At 71.2% G+C, this 15,019-nt stretch carries 13 protein-coding genes; 4 read left to right on the forward strand and 9 right to left on the reverse strand.

All coding sequences use genetic code 11. The features are described from left to right. Positions 1-22 precede the first annotated feature (22 nt). Entirely contained in the window at positions 23-964 is a 942-nt protein-coding gene (locus KUA19_RS12740) for an ABC transporter ATP-binding protein (RefSeq protein WP_217396171.1), read from the forward strand. After that, on the forward strand, positions 957-1,718 hold the full coding sequence (locus KUA19_RS12745; protein WP_217396172.1) for an ABC transporter permease: 762 nt from the start codon (positions 957-959) through the stop codon (positions 1,716-1,718). Before KUA19_RS12740 ends, KUA19_RS12745 begins: the two co-directional genes overlap by 8 nt. A gap of 2 nt (positions 1,719-1,720) precedes the next feature. Here KUA19_RS12745 and KUA19_RS12750 read toward each other — a convergent pair whose 3' ends face one another. From KUA19_RS12750 to KUA19_RS12760, 3 genes are all read right to left on the reverse strand, one after another. Continuing rightward, a complete protein-coding gene (locus KUA19_RS12750; protein ID WP_217396173.1) occupies positions 1,721-2,845 on the reverse strand; it encodes a site-2 protease family protein in 1,125 nt (374 codons plus the stop codon). Between the two features lie 51 nt (positions 2,846-2,896). Beyond that, positions 2,897-3,835, reverse strand: a complete 939-nt coding sequence (locus KUA19_RS12755; protein ID WP_217396174.1) for a VOC family protein — start codon at positions 3,833-3,835, stop codon at positions 2,897-2,899. 103 nt (positions 3,836-3,938) lie between these two features. Continuing rightward, a complete protein-coding gene (locus KUA19_RS12760) occupies positions 3,939-4,454 on the reverse strand; it encodes a hypothetical protein (protein WP_217396175.1) in 516 nt (171 codons plus the stop codon). Positions 4,455-4,464: 10 nt separating this feature from the next. On the opposite strand from KUA19_RS12760, the gene KUA19_RS42680 reads away from it, so the two are divergent. After that, positions 4,465-4,878, forward strand: coding sequence for a GNAT family N-acetyltransferase (locus KUA19_RS42680; protein WP_217396176.1), 414 nt, complete (start codon positions 4,465-4,467; stop codon positions 4,876-4,878). A 9-nt stretch (positions 4,879-4,887) separates the two neighbouring features. After that, positions 4,888-5,355: an SRPBCC family protein gene (locus KUA19_RS12770; RefSeq protein WP_217396177.1), complete on the forward strand. Its 468-nt coding sequence runs from the start codon at positions 4,888-4,890 to the stop codon at positions 5,353-5,355. Positions 5,356-5,362: 7 nt separating this feature from the next. Here the strand turns inward: KUA19_RS12770 and KUA19_RS12775 are convergent, their stop codons facing one another. The 6 genes from KUA19_RS12775 to KUA19_RS12800 form a co-directional block, all read right to left on the reverse strand. Beyond that, positions 5,363-5,977, reverse strand: a complete 615-nt coding sequence (locus tag KUA19_RS12775) for a hypothetical protein (protein WP_217396178.1) — start codon at positions 5,975-5,977, stop codon at positions 5,363-5,365. A 6-nt stretch (positions 5,978-5,983) separates the two neighbouring features. Next, positions 5,984-6,874: a hypothetical protein gene (locus KUA19_RS12780; RefSeq protein WP_217396179.1), complete on the reverse strand. Its 891-nt coding sequence runs from the start codon at positions 6,872-6,874 to the stop codon at positions 5,984-5,986. A 30-nt stretch (positions 6,875-6,904) separates the two neighbouring features. Further along, on the reverse strand, positions 6,905-7,654 hold the full coding sequence (locus tag KUA19_RS12785) for a hypothetical protein (protein WP_217396180.1): 750 nt from the start codon (positions 7,652-7,654) through the stop codon (positions 6,905-6,907). A gap of 174 nt (positions 7,655-7,828) precedes the next feature. After that, positions 7,829-11,380: an FxSxx-COOH system tetratricopeptide repeat protein gene (gene fxsT / locus KUA19_RS12790; RefSeq protein ID WP_217396181.1), complete on the reverse strand. Its 3,552-nt coding sequence runs from the start codon at positions 11,378-11,380 to the stop codon at positions 7,829-7,831. A 32-nt stretch (positions 11,381-11,412) separates the two neighbouring features. After that, positions 11,413-12,129 (reverse strand): TerD family protein, encoded by a 717-nt coding sequence (locus KUA19_RS12795; RefSeq protein WP_217396182.1) that lies wholly within the window; start codon positions 12,127-12,129, stop codon positions 11,413-11,415. A 340-nt stretch (positions 12,130-12,469) separates the two neighbouring features. Then, positions 12,470-14,953, reverse strand: a complete 2,484-nt coding sequence (locus KUA19_RS12800) for a DUF7617 domain-containing protein (protein ID WP_217396183.1) — start codon at positions 14,951-14,953, stop codon at positions 12,470-12,472. Positions 14,954-15,019: the final 66 nt, after the last annotated feature.

Below are 15,019 nucleotides of genomic sequence, written 5' to 3' on the forward strand. Positions count from 1 at the left end.
GCAGCGGGGGAGAGGGGCACCGATGAGCGTGGTGTACGACATCGAAGCCGTCACCAAGCACTACCCCGGCGCCGCGGCCCCGGCCAACGACGAGATCACCTTCACGGTCGCCCGCGGCGAGATCTTCGGCCTGCTCGGCCCCAACGGCGCGGGCAAGACCACCCTCGTCCGGCAACTGTCCGGGCTGCTCCGCCCCACCAGCGGCCGCATCACCCTCTTCGGCACCGATGTCACCGCCCACCCGCACGTCGTCGCCGAGCACGTCGCGCTGCAGCCACAGAGCCCCGCCGCCCTGCTCGACCTCACGGCCGCCGAGGCGGTGCACCACACCGGCCGCCTGCGCGGCCTGACCACCGTGGCCGCCCGCGCCCAGACCGCCGCCCTGCTCGCCCTGCTCGGCATCGACCAGCTCGCCGCCCGCCGCGTACGCACTCTGTCCGGCGGCGAGAAACGACTGGTGTCACTGGCCGTCACGCTGGTGGCCGACCGGCCCGTGCTCATCCTCGACGAGCCCACCAACGACCTCGACCCCGCCGCCCGCCGCCTCGTCTGGGACCACCTGCGCAAACTCAACGCCGAGGGCCGCACCATCATCCTGGTCACCCACGACGTCGCCGAAGCCGAGCGGGTCATCGACCGGGTCGGGCTGGTCAACCACGGCCGCCTGCTGGCCCTCGGCCCCACCGCCGAGCTGCGCCGCCGCGTCGACCAGCGGGTCCGTCTCGACATCGCCCTGCCCGAGCACACCGACCCGGTCCTGGACGAACTGCTCGCCGACGCGGGCGACCAACTCGTCCGCGACGGCGACCGGGCCCTGCTGCTGGTGGCCCGCGACCGCGTCCGGGACGTGCTCGACGCCGTCGCCGACCGCATCGGGCCGACCGGCCTGTCCGACCTGCGCGTGCAGGGACCCTCGCTGGAGGACGTCTACCTTCAGCTCGGCGGAAGGGACCGTCTTGGCTGACACCACCGGCCCGGCCCGGCCCTCGGCGCTGTCCGCGTACCTGCGGCTGCTGCCGGTGGTGCTGGCCGAGTTCCGCACCACCGGCCCGTTCTACGTCTTCTTCAGCGTGCTGCTGCCCGCCGGCATCCTGTTCTTCGTCAACACCAGCGGCGGCGACGTCGACCTGCGCTACCTCGCCGGGGGCGCGCTGGCCGCGTCGCTGGCGATGGGCCCGGCCGTGATGCTCTGCGCCCGTCTGGGCCTGGCCCGCGAACACCACGAGTTCGACTACTGGGCCACCCTGCCCGTGCCCAAGGTCAGCCTGGTGTTGGCCCTGTGCACCGGGCACCTGCTGTTCTCGCTACCCGGCGTCGCGGCGATGCTGGCCCTGGGCTGGTTCCTGCTCGGCATCCCCGGCACCGGCGTGCTGGCGGCGTTGCCGCTGGTGCCGCTGGCCGCGCTGACCCTGGCGGGCCTGGGCGCGTTCCTCGGGTCGCGGGCGCCCAACAGCATCGTCGGCAACCTCATCGGCAACCTGGTGCTGGCCGTGGCGCTGTTCCTGTCCCCGCTGATGACCCGGCTCGACGCGTACCCGGCACTGCTCAAACCGGTCGCCTACGCCATCCCCACCACCTACGTCGCCGACGCGTTCCGGCACGTGTTCCACGCCGGGCCGGTCCTCGTGCCGTTCTGGGTCGACCTGGCGGTGATGGGTGGGCTCACCGCGGCCCTGCTGGTGCTTACCCACCGGCTGCTGGACTGGCGCGGCCGCTGAGCTCAGTCGCCCCGCAGCGAGTTCATGTCGACGGCGCGGGCGAGATCGGCGGTGCCGACCAGGCCCACCAGCACACCTCCGACGACCACCAGCGCGGGCAGGCGCCCAGCCATGATCTGACGGGCCGCGTCGGCCAGCGGCACGTCCGGCGCCAGCACCACCAGCCGGTCCGGTGGCACCCGCACGTCGCGCAGCGTCTGCTCGGCACGCTGCTGCGGCGTGGCCCGCGCCAGGGCGGACAGGGTCACCAGACCCGCCGCGTTGCCGTCCGGATCCAGCACCGGGTAGGCGTCGGCCGGGCGGTGCTGCCGGGCCAGCGCCACGAAGTCGGAGATCCGCTGGCTGACGTACCCGCATACCGGCGGGGCGGTCATCGCGTCGGCGACGGTCAGCCCGGCCATCGCCGTACGCAGCTGGAAGTCGGTCTGCTCGGCCTGCGCCGCGAACAGCAGGAACCAGCCCAGCAGCACCAGCCACAACCCGCCCACACTGTGCAGGTAGACCACCTGCAGGGTGCCGCAGAGCACCAGCAGCAGGCTGACCACCATCCCCGCGAACGCGGCCACCCGCTGCGCCACGGCCCGGTCCCCGCGCCACCACCACACCGCCGCCCGCAGCACCCGCCCGCCGTCCAGCGGCGCGCCCGGCAGCAGGTTGAACACCGCCAGCACCGCGTTGACCAGCGCCAGCCACGCCAACGCCACCCACGCCAACGCCCACAGCCCGACCAGGTACACCCCGGCCGCCAGCACACCGAACACCACCGCCACGCCGAAGCTCGCCGCCGGCCCGGCCAGGGCCACCAGGAGGTCGGCTCGCGCGTGCGGCGGCTCGGACTCCAGCTCGGCGACCCCACCCAGCAGCCACAGCGTGATCCGGCGTACGCCCACCCCGAAATGCCTGGCCACCACCGCGTGGCACAGCTCATGCGCCAACAGCGAGCCCAGGAACAGCACCGTCACCGCCACCGCGACGACCCAGTACGCCACCGGCGCCCCGCCCGGCGCGCCCAGCGGCAGCACTCCGGTGGCCAGACCGTGCCCGAGCAGCAGCATGATCGCGAGCGCGGACCAGTGCACGCCGACGGGAATGCCGGCGATGGTGCCCAACCGCAGCGTCGGTCGCATCGGCTGCCTCCTGCAGCCATCATCTCTCGCCGCAGCCCCGGCGGCCGCCGTCTACAGCGGTGGAGCCGTGAACAGGCCGCGGTCGGGGTCGTTGAACGTCTGCCGGGCCACCAGCTCGCTCATCGGGTTCGCGGTGCCCCACTGGTCGGAGATGTGCGGGTCGGACGAGTCGTACACATGCGGGTGCCAGCGATCCTCGTCGAGCTGCTCCAACTCGGTGGTGTACTCCACCACGTTGCCGTGCGGGTCGCGGAAGTAGCTGAACGTGTTGTCGCCCGCGGTGTGCCGTCCCGGCCCCCACACCTTCTCGACCCCGGCCCGGATCATCCGGCCGCAGCCGCGCATGAACTCGTCCAGCCCGCGCAGCTCGAACGACGCGTGGTGCAGCGCCACGTGCGGGCCGCGTGACACGGCGAAACTGTGGTGCCAGGTGTTGCACCGCAGGAACCACATCAGGTCGCCGCGATGCGGGTGGCTCAGCCGGTCCGACAGCGCGAAACCCAGGTGCCGGATATAGAACGCGGCCGTGGCCTGCGGGTCGGGGGAGTTCACCACCACGTGCGACAGCCGCACCGGCACCGACTCGCGCGCCTCGATCCGCCGGTGGGCCCGCGGCCGCACGTCGGCGGAGACCTCCACGGTACGGCCGTCGACATCGAAGAACCGGAACCCGTAGCCCTCGCCCGGGGTCGCCAGCGGGCCTGGCTCGCCGACCAGCCGCACCCCGGCACGGCCCAGCCGCTCGGCGAGGGTGTCCACGTCGGCCGGGAACGCCGCCCCGAACGCGATCAGGTCCAGCCGCTTGTCCGGGGCCTGTCGCACCCGCACGGCGTACTGCTCCGGCGAACCCGCCGCCGCCAGGAACGCCACGCCCGTGTCGGCGGCGACCTCGGTCAACCCCCAGGTGCCGGTGAAGAACCTCACCTGACGGTCGAAATCGGGCACCGCGAGATCGACATGGCGCAAGTGGGTGATCAACCGCTGGGTCATCAGGGGGCTCCTCGCGCGCCGGGCGGCACACCGCCGGGCCGCACCGAGATTGTCCCGGTCCCCGTGTGCCTCGGCACCGGCGACGCGCCGACTTCCGCCCAGGTCAGGACGGGTCTATTCGGTCCCGGATGGCCGCGCGGATGTCATCCAGCGACCAACTCAGAGACCCGCCCTGGATCACGAACGGGGTGCCGAACCGCGCCAGGTTGGCCCGCCCCTCGCCGCGCAACCACGGCCGCATCCGCCAGACCGCGTCCTGCGGTTCGGTCGGGACGATCAGCAGCACCGGCACCGGACGTGACCCGGTGGCCTTCACATCCTCGCGCACGTCGGCGATTTCGTCCCAGCCCAACGCCGGCCCCATCAGCGGCATCCGGAGGCCCTCATCGGAGATCACGAGGACCGGCACCCGCAGCAGCGTACTCACCACGACCGGATAGCCGAGCAGGACCAGGAACGCCGCGCCCGCGACGGCCACAGCCGTACCGGTGCCACCGCCCATGAGCACGCCGAGCACCACCGGGACACAGGCGAGCCCGAGCAGCATCAGATACCGCGCCTCCGGTCGTATCCGGATCAGTATCGGCATCACGGTCTCCTCGACGTCGTCGCGACGCACATGCTAGAGCGTGGCCGGGCGCCGCGCTGCCCGTGAGGAATGCTTCGACGAGCCGGGCCACGGCCATGTCGTCCGCACGTTCGAGCAGTACCTGGACGACCTGCGTGGCAGCCCCTACCGGCCGGACCTGTGGTCGGTGGCCTGGGACGGCGACCAGCTCGCCGGACTGGTGCTGTGCGAACTCGACGGCGACGCGGCCGAGGTCCCCTGGGTGGCCGTGCGTCCGGCGTGGCGACGCCGTGGCCTGGCGCTGAGCCTGCTGGACCGGACCCACCACCACCTCGCCGCGGCGGGCGTCACGAAGGTGCGGCTGCGCACCGTCGCCGAGAACGCCAACGACACCGTGGGCCTGTACACCAAAGCCGGGTACGCCGTGACCGCGCGTCACCCGCGCCATCGCAAACCCGTGCCCGCCCGAGCGTAGGTTCACCGCATGTACTCCACTCGCATCACCGGACACGTCAGGGCATCCCGCGCCGCGGTCTACCGCGCCCTGCTCGACCCCGACGCGATCGCCGGATGGCGCGTACCCGCCGGGATGACCAGCCGGGTGCACGAGTTCGAGGCCCGCGAGGGCGGCGCCTTCCGGGTCTCGCTCACCTACGACGCGCCCGACGCCACCGGCAAGACCTCCGGCCACACCGACACCTACCACGGCCGGTTCCGAACCCTGGTGCCCGACGAACGGGTCGTCGAGGAGATCGAGTTCGAGACCACCGACCCGGCGTTCGGCGGCGCCATGACCATGACCACGACACTGGTCGACGCCGACGGCGGCACGGATGTCACGATCGTGCACGAGGGCGTCTCCGACGCCGTCTCCCCAGCCGACAACGAGACCGGCACCCGGATGGCCCTGGCCAACCTCGCCCGACTCGTCGAGGCGCGCTCGGCCGCCTGACACCGCCTCAGTCAGCCGTGCGGACGTCGACCTCCAGGTGGCCGAAGGCCGACAGCATCCGGCGTAGATCGGCTGCCTGCACGCCGGTCAGCGCCGGGTCGGGCCGGAACCGCACGGTCGTGCCCGTCGTGCCGTCGCCCGGGTGGCCGACCAGGTCGGTGACGGGTATTCCGTGCTCGTACCGCTGCGTCCACGCGCCGTCGGCCCGCCGGTTGGTGTGCGCGAGCCATTCGCTGAGCGCCGCGACGACGGACATGCCGCGCCGGGGCGCCCCGTCCGGCAGGTATACCGCCGGTGGCCCGTCGAAGAACCGCAGGTCCTTGGTGGCCATGACGGGCTTGCGGACCGGTCGGCCGTGCTCGTCACGGCGGGTGTCGGTGCCGCGGCCGTCGTCGGTCACCGACACCGACCCGTCAGGATGCGACGCCACCGTGCACGAGCCCCGGCGACCGGCCGCCTCGGCCTCGTCGTCGGCGTATGCGACCACCTCCAGGACCAGGTGGGTCACGCCGCCGGGCGCGTACCGACCGGGATCGCGGCGCACCAGTTCGAGGTGCTCCAGGTCGACCTCGGCGGCCCAGTCGTGTGTGGTGTTCACCCAGGTGTCTCGGGGACCGGTCACGTGGCGTCAGATCCGACCGTAGGCGCGCAGCGTGCGTAGGGCGCGCAGGGTCTCGATCCCGCGGTATTCCAGGGTGGACGCCTGCCCCGGCGGCTGCCAGGTGATGGTCCAGCCTCCGTCGGCCTGCTGGTCACGGGTGAGCCGGTCCAGGTGCCCCTCGATCGCGGCGTCGTCGAACAGGCCACGCCACGGGCTGTCCGGGGTCGAAGCCAGGTGCAGCGGCGTGACACCGTACTCGGGGTCGGCCGGGTCGGCGCGGAAGTAGCGGAGCTTGCCGAGCCAGTCGGCGACATGGGCGCCGACGGCGGCGGCCCGCTCGCGGTCGGGCACGTTGGCCAGGAACTGCAGCACCTCCAGCAGGGTGTGCGCGTCCTCGCCGATCCCGGACTCGAGGCTGGTCCAGGTCCACTCGGTGGCCCGGTCCAGCCAGGGGTGGGTTACGCCGATGCGGTGCAGACGACCCGCCAGACCGGCCGTCGGGTTCAGGCCCGGCACGTAGGTCCAGTCCGACCAGTGCTCCGCCCGCGGGTAGCCCTCCATCACCGGGAAGGCCAGCGGCAACGCGCCGTCGGGCGCGGCCACCGAGCCGAGCCAGTCGCACGCGTCGTCGATCAGCGTGGCCACGGCGGGTTCGGCGAACCAGCCTGGTCGCCCTTCCCCGGCCGCGAGCAGCACGTCGAGGGCGCATTCCACGTCGATGGGCAGACTCGCCGGGCAGCGCTTGTCCGGCTCGAAACCGTGCCCGAACCCGCCGTCGCCGTTGCGGTAGGCCCGGACCGCGTCGACCACCCAGGTCGGGTCGTCGCCGTCGAACAGCACCGCGGTCAGGCGGCGCTCGACCAGCCGCCCCTCCAGGTCGAGAAAGGCGCGGCCTGTGCCCAGAACATCATTGGTCATGGCCGGATTCTGGCACGGCCCACCGACAGATCAGCGCTGAGCGGTGTGGTCGTCGGCGTCGCCGGTGACCGCAGGCGCGGCCACCGGCGCGGTGGCCGCCTCGGCGGTCAGATCCGCGACGAGTTCGACGTGGTCCGAACCCAGCACGGCGGGTTCGCGGACAAGCAGCAGCAGGCAGAAGTCACGCTGGTCGGGAAACCGGCGACCCAGCTCCCGGTGTTGTGTGGCCAGATAGCGCGCGGCGGCGAGATTCGTGTAGGCCTTCTGGCCCATCAGCAGGAACACGGGGTGGCCGGTTTTCTGCCCGAGCAGCCGGACCACCAGCGCGTACTCGGCCCGGCCCGGCGTGTGGTCGAAGGTCCTGCCACCCACCCGGATGGACATCTGCGCGGAGTCGACGATGTCGAAGGCGACGCCGGGCAACAGCGAGCGCAGGTACGCCGCGGTCCGCTCGTTCGCGGCCGGGCCGCCGACGCAGAACTCGGTCCCCGTGCGTGACGCGGCCGCGGTGTCGACCGCGGTCACCAGGGTCGGGCGGCCACCGCACTCCTTGGTCACGATCGCCAGCTCGACCAGCGCGGCCATGTCGTCGCGATGGACGCTCTTCTCGCGGGGCGAGGAGAAGTGCCGGGACACATGGAAGTGGACTTCCTCGTTCGGCCGGATGCCGAAGAACCGCCGCCGGCGCTCCACGCTCCGATACCGCACCAGCCGCTGGGCGAACCACACCGCCGCACCGGCTATGACGCTCGCGAGCAGGTTGATGAGAAGGTCCTGCATGGGTTCCCTCGGCTCGTCGGGCACGGTCCCGTCAGCTTCGGACTTCGGCCTCCGCATGGCATCCGAAGACCGGCACCGGCGGACACTCTATCCGATCCACACCAGTGCCACGGACCACCTGTTCCACTATCGACGGTGCCATCCATTCACCATGGTGGCTGGTAAACCCGAGCCTCAGCGACGTCGGGAACGGCGGTCGGCGTCGGCGCCGCGGAGGCCTTCCAGGAGCACCTGCGCCGCCTTCGCCCAGGGAAACTCGGCGGCGAGCACGTCACGCAGCTCGGCGGCGCGGCGGAAGGCGTCATCCCGGAAGCGCAGCACCCCGGTGATGGACGTGGTCCAGGCGGCCACATCCTCCGCGTGGTCGTTGGTCATCCGTACGACCATGCGCTCGACGGTGTCGTCGTCGACCGCTGCGGTGTCGCGCAGCAGCTCGGCCAGGCCGCTCACATGGCTGATCAGGACCGGCACGCCATGGGTGATCGCTTCCAGCCCGGCGAGGCCGAAGCCTTCCGCCCGGGAGGGCATGACCACGACGCTCGCGGTGAGCATCTCGTGCTCGAGCATCGCCGTGTCCGTCACGTACGGCTCGACGAAGACCTCGAGGCTGGGCAGCCCGGCCCACTCGAGAATACGTTCACGCAGCTCGCCGGTCTGCCCGAAGGGTGCGCCCCGGACCATGAACTCGATGCGGGTGGCCAGTCCGGCCTGTCGCCGGACCATCTGACCGAGGGCCGCCGCGGCGATGTCGATGCCCTTGAGAGCGGCGTCGTCGACGCGTCCGGTGAACAGCACCCGGCGCAGCGACTGCCCCGGCGGTGGTTCGGTGAGCGAGGTGTCCGCCGAGTCGAAACCCGGATCCAGGCGGATGACCCGGCGCCGGTACGGGTGGAAGTCCAGTTCGTACCGCGCGAACAGGCGTGGCCCCACGGCCACGATCAGGTCTGCCTCCCGCCCGAGCGTCAGCTCGGTGTGGTGCCGTTCGGCGTGGATACCGTCGCGGCGCTCGGGCTTGTAGACGTCGATCTCGGACGGCGCCATGTGGATGAAGTGCGCTCGCAGCGCCTCGGGGAACGCGTGCATGACCGCCTGCGCGGTCGGGCCGGTGATGCGGGAGTGGCCCAGGACCACGTCCGGTGTGTTGGCGCCCATCAGGTCGAGCAGACGGCTCTGGGCCGTCTGCTCGGACAGCGGACCGGTGGTGTCCGTGGCCAGCAGGGTGACCCCGCCGAGTTCGGCCTGCCGGTGGTCCTCCTCGGTCATCGAGTCCACCACGCAGAACACCCGCTGTCCGGCCGCCGTGAGGGCGAGACAGAGCTGCCGGTTGAAGGTGCTGAGGCCACCGCGCGACGACGGCCACTCGGTTGCGATGGACAGGACCGTCCGGGTGACCGGCGGCTCGGCCAGCCGGACGATCGGCTCCCGGGTGCGCGGATCCTGTGCCGCCGGTCTGGCCGAGTGACGCGACGGTGCCTCGATCACGCGCAGGCACCGGTCGTAGGCCTGGGTGGCCGCGACGAGGTCAGGGTGCTCGCTGTGCAGGAACGTGGACAGGGCGGACAGGACGTGGGCGAGGTGGTCTCGGGCGTCCTCCCAACTGGCCACCTCGGCCAGACTGAGGGCGAGGTGGTATTCCGACAGCAGCGTGTCGCGGTGCGACTCGCCCAGTTGGCGCCGGCGGGCAGCCCAGGTGATCTCGTTCAGTCGAAGCGCGTCCCCGGGCAGGTTGAGCGCGAGCAGGTTGAGCGCGAGCTGGTCCTGCGAGACCAGGGACTGGTGGTGTTCGCCTCCGTGCAGCTGCTGGCGGATCCTCAGCACCTGTTCGTTCAGCCTGCGCGCCTCGTCGTACCGCTGGAGGTGGTGCAGGTCGCGGGCGACCGCGGTCGCGGCGTCGAGGGTCGTCGGGTCGTCGTCCCCATACAGTTTCAGCAGCACCTGGTACACCTGCTCGTCGTTCAGCAGCGCGCCGGTGTGATCGCCGGTCGCCGACAGGCACTCCGCCAGCACCCGTACGGCTCGCAACGTGTGCTCGTAGGTGGCGCCGAAGGACTCCGTCAGAGCCGTGGCGAACGCCGCCGCGTACGGGCGCGCAGACTCGGCGTCACCGCGTTCGACGAGGCTGAGCAGCGCCGCGTTCGTCATGTCGTGGAGTTCGGGATTGGGGCTGGTGGACGGCTCGAGCGCGACGAGGTGGGGCATCAGCCGCTGCCACAGCGGCCAGCGGCGAGGATTCCGCCCGTCGTCGGGTCTGGCGGCCACCAGGACCGCTTCGGCGGACCTGCGGACGGCGGCCAGTTGTTCGGCCGACATCTCGTCGATGATCGCCGCGCGGGTTTCGTGGTGCAGGATCAGACCGTCGGCGGCCAGGGTCGCCACGTTGACCCGGAACAGTGCCTTGGCTATCGTCGCGAGCCGGGAGATCGAGTTGGCCAGCGCGGCGGGCAGCGCTCGCGCGGGTGCGTTGCTGAACAGGTCGAACGGGATGCCGACCGGCGCGAGCACGGCGCACAACCGGACCAGCGCCAGGGCGGCCTCGTCGATCTCGCGCAGTTTCGCCAGGGAGATGCCGACCGGGATGGCGACCGCGCTGCGCGCGGGTGGTCCGGTGCGGTCGGCGTAGCTCGTCAGACTGTGCAGGTAATCGGCGACGCTCATCGCGGTCTCGTTGATCACACCGGCTGCCTGCGACAGGGCCAGCGGGAGGTCGTCCAGTTCCGCCGCGAGACCTTCCGCGTCACGCGGCGCGATCGGACGGCGGATCACGTGGCGCAGGAAGGCGACCGCTTCGGTCCGGGCGAAGACGCCGACCTCCACGGTGAAGGCCAGGTTCTGCCAGACGAGGTGTCGTGACGTGACCAGGACGTGTCCGCGCCCTTTGGGAAACCACTTCGCCACCGCCACGTCCTCGGCGTTGTCGAAGATGACCAGCCACCGGTGCCTGGCCCGCAGTAGTTCGGCCAGGGCCAGCCTGGCGTCGGCCGCGGGCAGTCCGGGATCGCACAGTCCCGCGGTCACCGCGGCCTGGGCGAGCTGGTCGGCGATCAGGTCCGGATGCTCCGCGTCGATCCAGACCACCAGGTCGTAGTCACGGTCCTCGGCCCGGGCGGCGGCGCCATGCCGGTGTGCGTATTCGATGGCCAGCTGGGATTTTCCCACACCGGCGAGACGGTCGGCCGAACCCAGCACACACCGGCTGCGCGACCGTAGGCCCTCGGCGACGCCGGTCAGCGTGTCGCCGCGCCCGACGAAGTCGGGATTGCGTGCCGGAAGCCGATGGTGGGTGGCTGCCGTCGAGGACGGCACGGCGGTCTGCCTGCCGCGCTCATCGCGCCGGTCAGGGGCCGCCGGGCCGTGCACCAGCGACTCGACGACCCTCTTGCGCAGCTTCTCCACCCGCAGTCCGGCCAGATCGGTATGGCCGATCAGGCGCAGCGCACCGGTCGGTCGCACGTCGTCGATCCGGAGCAGGGTCAGCCGTTCCTCGCCCCCGGGCTGGGCGAGCCACCAGTCGAGTTCGCGCCGGAACGGGCTGTCCAGATACGCCCGTGACAACACCACGACCATACGGTTGGCCTGGATGAGTTCACGCGGCGTCCGGGTGGCGTCCGCGCGCCCGTTCGGCAGGGCGAGGTCGGGCTCGACCTCGTGGCGGGCGCCGGCCAGGTATGCGGCGATCAGGCCGGCGAGACCGGCGTCCTCCGGCGCGAAGGAGAGAAACAGCCGCATGCTCACCTCGATTCCAGTGTCGGCTGGTCAGGTCACTCGGCGATGAAGACGACTCCGAACTCTTCACCGACGTCGACGAGGTCGGCGAATCCCTTGCCCACCTCTCGCCAGGTCCATGCCTCGCGGCGCCGCACGAGTTCGCCGATGATCACCGCCGTGTCGGTCTTGAAATAGTCGCTGTCGAGCAGGTGCGGCTCGATCTGAGGAGTGACGGTGGATCCCGTCCGGTCGACCTTGGGGGTGTTCTTGAAAGTGACCTTGCCACCGACGAGCTTCTCGAAAGAATGATCGAGCGGCTCGGCGTCCTGGATATAGGCGACAAAGGCGATCTTCATAACGTCCTCGTCGACGTAGTCGAGGTCGACCGAGATCGTCTCATCGCTGATGTTGCTGCCGTGGCGTCGGCGGCCTCGGCGCAGCGTGGAACCGTCTTTCGAGCGGTCATTGTCATGGTTCACGCAGTAGTACGGATTGCCGACCGGAACCCTTGCCGAAGAGTCGAGTAGAAACGCGCTGAGGTGGATGACGATGTCGTCGGGGCTCGCCGCGACGTCCCAGGAGAGCCGGGCCTCGAAGCTTCCGGTGAGCTTGGGGCCGGAGTTCAGGGAGAAGGCGACATTGCGGCCGGACGCGGGAAAGGTGTCGCGCCGGTGGATCTGATACTGGCCGGTTTCGTCGGAGTCGTCGGCCGGACCGGTCGCCCCACCACTGTTGTCGGGCAGCGGGTCGGTAGGCGGATTTCTGCGCACGTTTCCCTCCGAAGTGAGAGTCTCGACCGATGGCAGGCATGATCGATTGATCGGTACGCAGATGAGCATCGCGCGAGGCGAAGGAAAGCTCATGTCTGCTACCCGGGGAGCGTAGCGGAAGCAAACCAGCGGGAGCTCGGTCGCGTCCCGTGTGGACATCGTGTCGTCGCTCGAACCACGGTCGACAAGAGGTCCTTTCCCGACGCGGCATCGTCCTGCGGTCGCGGCGGTGCACTGACGCGCAACCGGCCCGCCGCGGCTGCTGCCGCCGGCGGGCCGGTGCCGAGCACGAACTCCGGACGGGGCGGCGGACCCGGGCGGTCCGCCGCCCCGCGCCGCGCTACGGCAGCTGCTTGCTGCCGTATTCCGGGACCCGGTTGGGCGCGGCCAGAATGCAGATCAGTGAGCAGGCCGTCGCCGACGACGGCGCGGTGACCGACGGCGGAGTGCCCGGCGGGGCGTTCGGCGCCGAGTACGACGCGGTGGCCGTGTTCGTCAGCGGCAGCAGGAGCAGGAACGACGAGCAGTAGATCTGCTTGCTCGCCCCGGCCGCCAGCTTGAACGTGCCCGCCGCGGTGGCACACGAGGATGCCACCGGGTCGTTGATGGTCACCCCTTCCGCGTCGACCGGCCCGGCGTTGGTGACGGTGATCCGCCAGTACGCCGTGCCCAGGATCCCGAGCAGCCCGGCCGGGCTGGTCTTGCCCCACGGCCCGACCCCGCCGGGGCCGCACCGGGAAGCCCGGCCGTCACGGCAGATCTCCTTCTCGATGCTGACATGCGGGCTGCACGCCGCACCCGCCGCGACACCGATCTTGATGGTGTTCGAGGCGAGTGCACCGGCGGCGTCGGTGCCACCGGCGGTGTTGTCGACCCCGGTCACGGCGCACGCGGTGTCGATCTTCGTCTGGAAGCACACCTGCGGCGGGTCGCCGATGAATCCGGCGATCAGGTGCGGCTGGTTGGTGCTGGTGAAGTCGTCGACGTTGTGCAGGCGCAGGGCCGCGTCGACGACGATCTTCGGGTATGTCGTGGTCGAGACGCCGGACAGGTCGACGGTGCCGTCGGCGGCGAACCCGACGGTGTCGATGACGGTGCCGTCCGGGGTGCTGATCGTCGCCGAGCTGTTGGCCAGGTCGACGTTGGTCAGCGTGATGTCGTCCAGCCGGGCGTTCTGGTAGCCCTTGACGTGGTCGGTGCCGCCGTCGCAGTAGAAGTCCGGCGTGGCCAGGGTGATCGACGCGCCCGCGTGGAAGCACGGCGACGCCCCGGTGATGGGGTCCTCGGAGAACAGCATCCCGGCGTCACCGAGGCCGAGCAGGCACTGGGTGACCGCGTCGTAGGCGTACCCGTAGTCGCGGGTGTCGCCGTGGTTGACGGTGGGGTGGTTGTTGGGGAACGGGATGTTCGCGCAGACCGCCGCGGTGGTCCAGTCGTAGCAGCCGGTGGAGCCCGGCAGCCCGCCGCTCCAGAGCGGGAGGTAGCTGCGCAGGTGACCGTCGGGCGCGGTGATCGTCTCCGGCCGGAACGTCAACGCGTTGGCAGGCAGCGCGCCCAGGTTCGGTGCGGCCAGCGCGGAGCCGTCAGTGGCGGCGCAGAACACCTGGTACGGGTTGGACACCATCGGGATGCAGGCGCCGTTGGGCTGGCCGGAGGTGGTGTACGACGTGAAGATGCCGTACGTGGACATCGAGGTGTTGCCCAGGGTGCGGTAGCTGGACCAGCCGTCGCAGGCGCCGACGGTCGCCGGGTCGAAGCAGCCCATCGTGGGGGCCGGGCCGCTCTGTGACGAGGAGGCGAAGATCTTGTCGCCGACCATGGTCAGCGAGCCGAGGAAGTTGACGTTGGGCCGGTTGGGCAGGATCGCCGCGTACGGTTGGCCCGCACACGGGGTCTGCGTCGCCATGGTCAGGCACAGCACGCGCCCGGTGCTGGCCACGCCGTAGAGGTTGCCGCCGTGCTCGACGAACCCGCCGACGCTGTACGCCCCGGGGGTGTTGCCGTAGTCGATGAGGGGGAAGAAGCCGCAGTTGGCGCGGGCGTCCAGGTCTAGGCAGCCGACGCCGATCGATGCGGCGGTGATGGCCGGGTAGTAGAGGATGCCGGGACGCTCGGGGTCGAACACGAACTGCGGCGCCATGCCACTGGCGATGTCGCCGGTGTTGCCGGTGCCCAGCGGGCCCGGTGTCGTGTTGAGCGGCCGCGGCCAGGGGCCGCCCGCGCACGGCTGCGCGGTCAGCAGGTCGGTGCAGACGACCTTCGGTGCGGCCGCCCCGAGGTGGTGGTAGGTGTTCCACGCCTCGACGGCGCCGCTGTCCGACCGGTACAGCACCGGGGTGAAGCCGTCGCCACCGGTCGGGCTGGTGATGACCCGTACCGGCGGCAGCAGGATCCGGGTGAGGCTGGTGCCGCCGGGGTTGCGGTCCGGGATGGTCGCGCGCACCGCGACCGTGCCGGAGGCCGGTTCGGTGTCGCTGAAGGTGGTGCCGTCGGTGGACCACTGCGGGGTCCAGTCCGGCGGCACGCGCAGCGATCCGTTGACGTAGCCGTGCCCGCCGCTGATCGGGTCGGTGACGGTGACCGGACCACCGGTGCCGCCGTCGGCGTAGGACACGGTCCAGTTGAGGACATCGCCGTGCGAGGCCGGGTCGGCGCCCGGGTGGCTCACGTTCTGCGCGCTCTTGGTCAGGGAACTGGCCGCGAGTGAAGGTGCCGACTGCGCGGTCGGGACGCCTGCCGCCGTACCGGCCGGAGCCAGCATCAGTGACAGTGCCGCGAGCGCGGCCGCATAGGGCCAGTGCCGCAGCCTTGGTGATCGTCGCACGATGTCGCCTCTTTCCGTCGTGATCCGGCGGTGGCCGCGATCTGAATCGGCATGAGTAACCGCCCC

Source organism: Catellatospora tritici (assembly GCF_019083965.1).
GTDB classification, from domain to species: Bacteria; Actinomycetota; Actinomycetes; order Mycobacteriales; family Micromonosporaceae; genus Catellatospora; species Catellatospora tritici.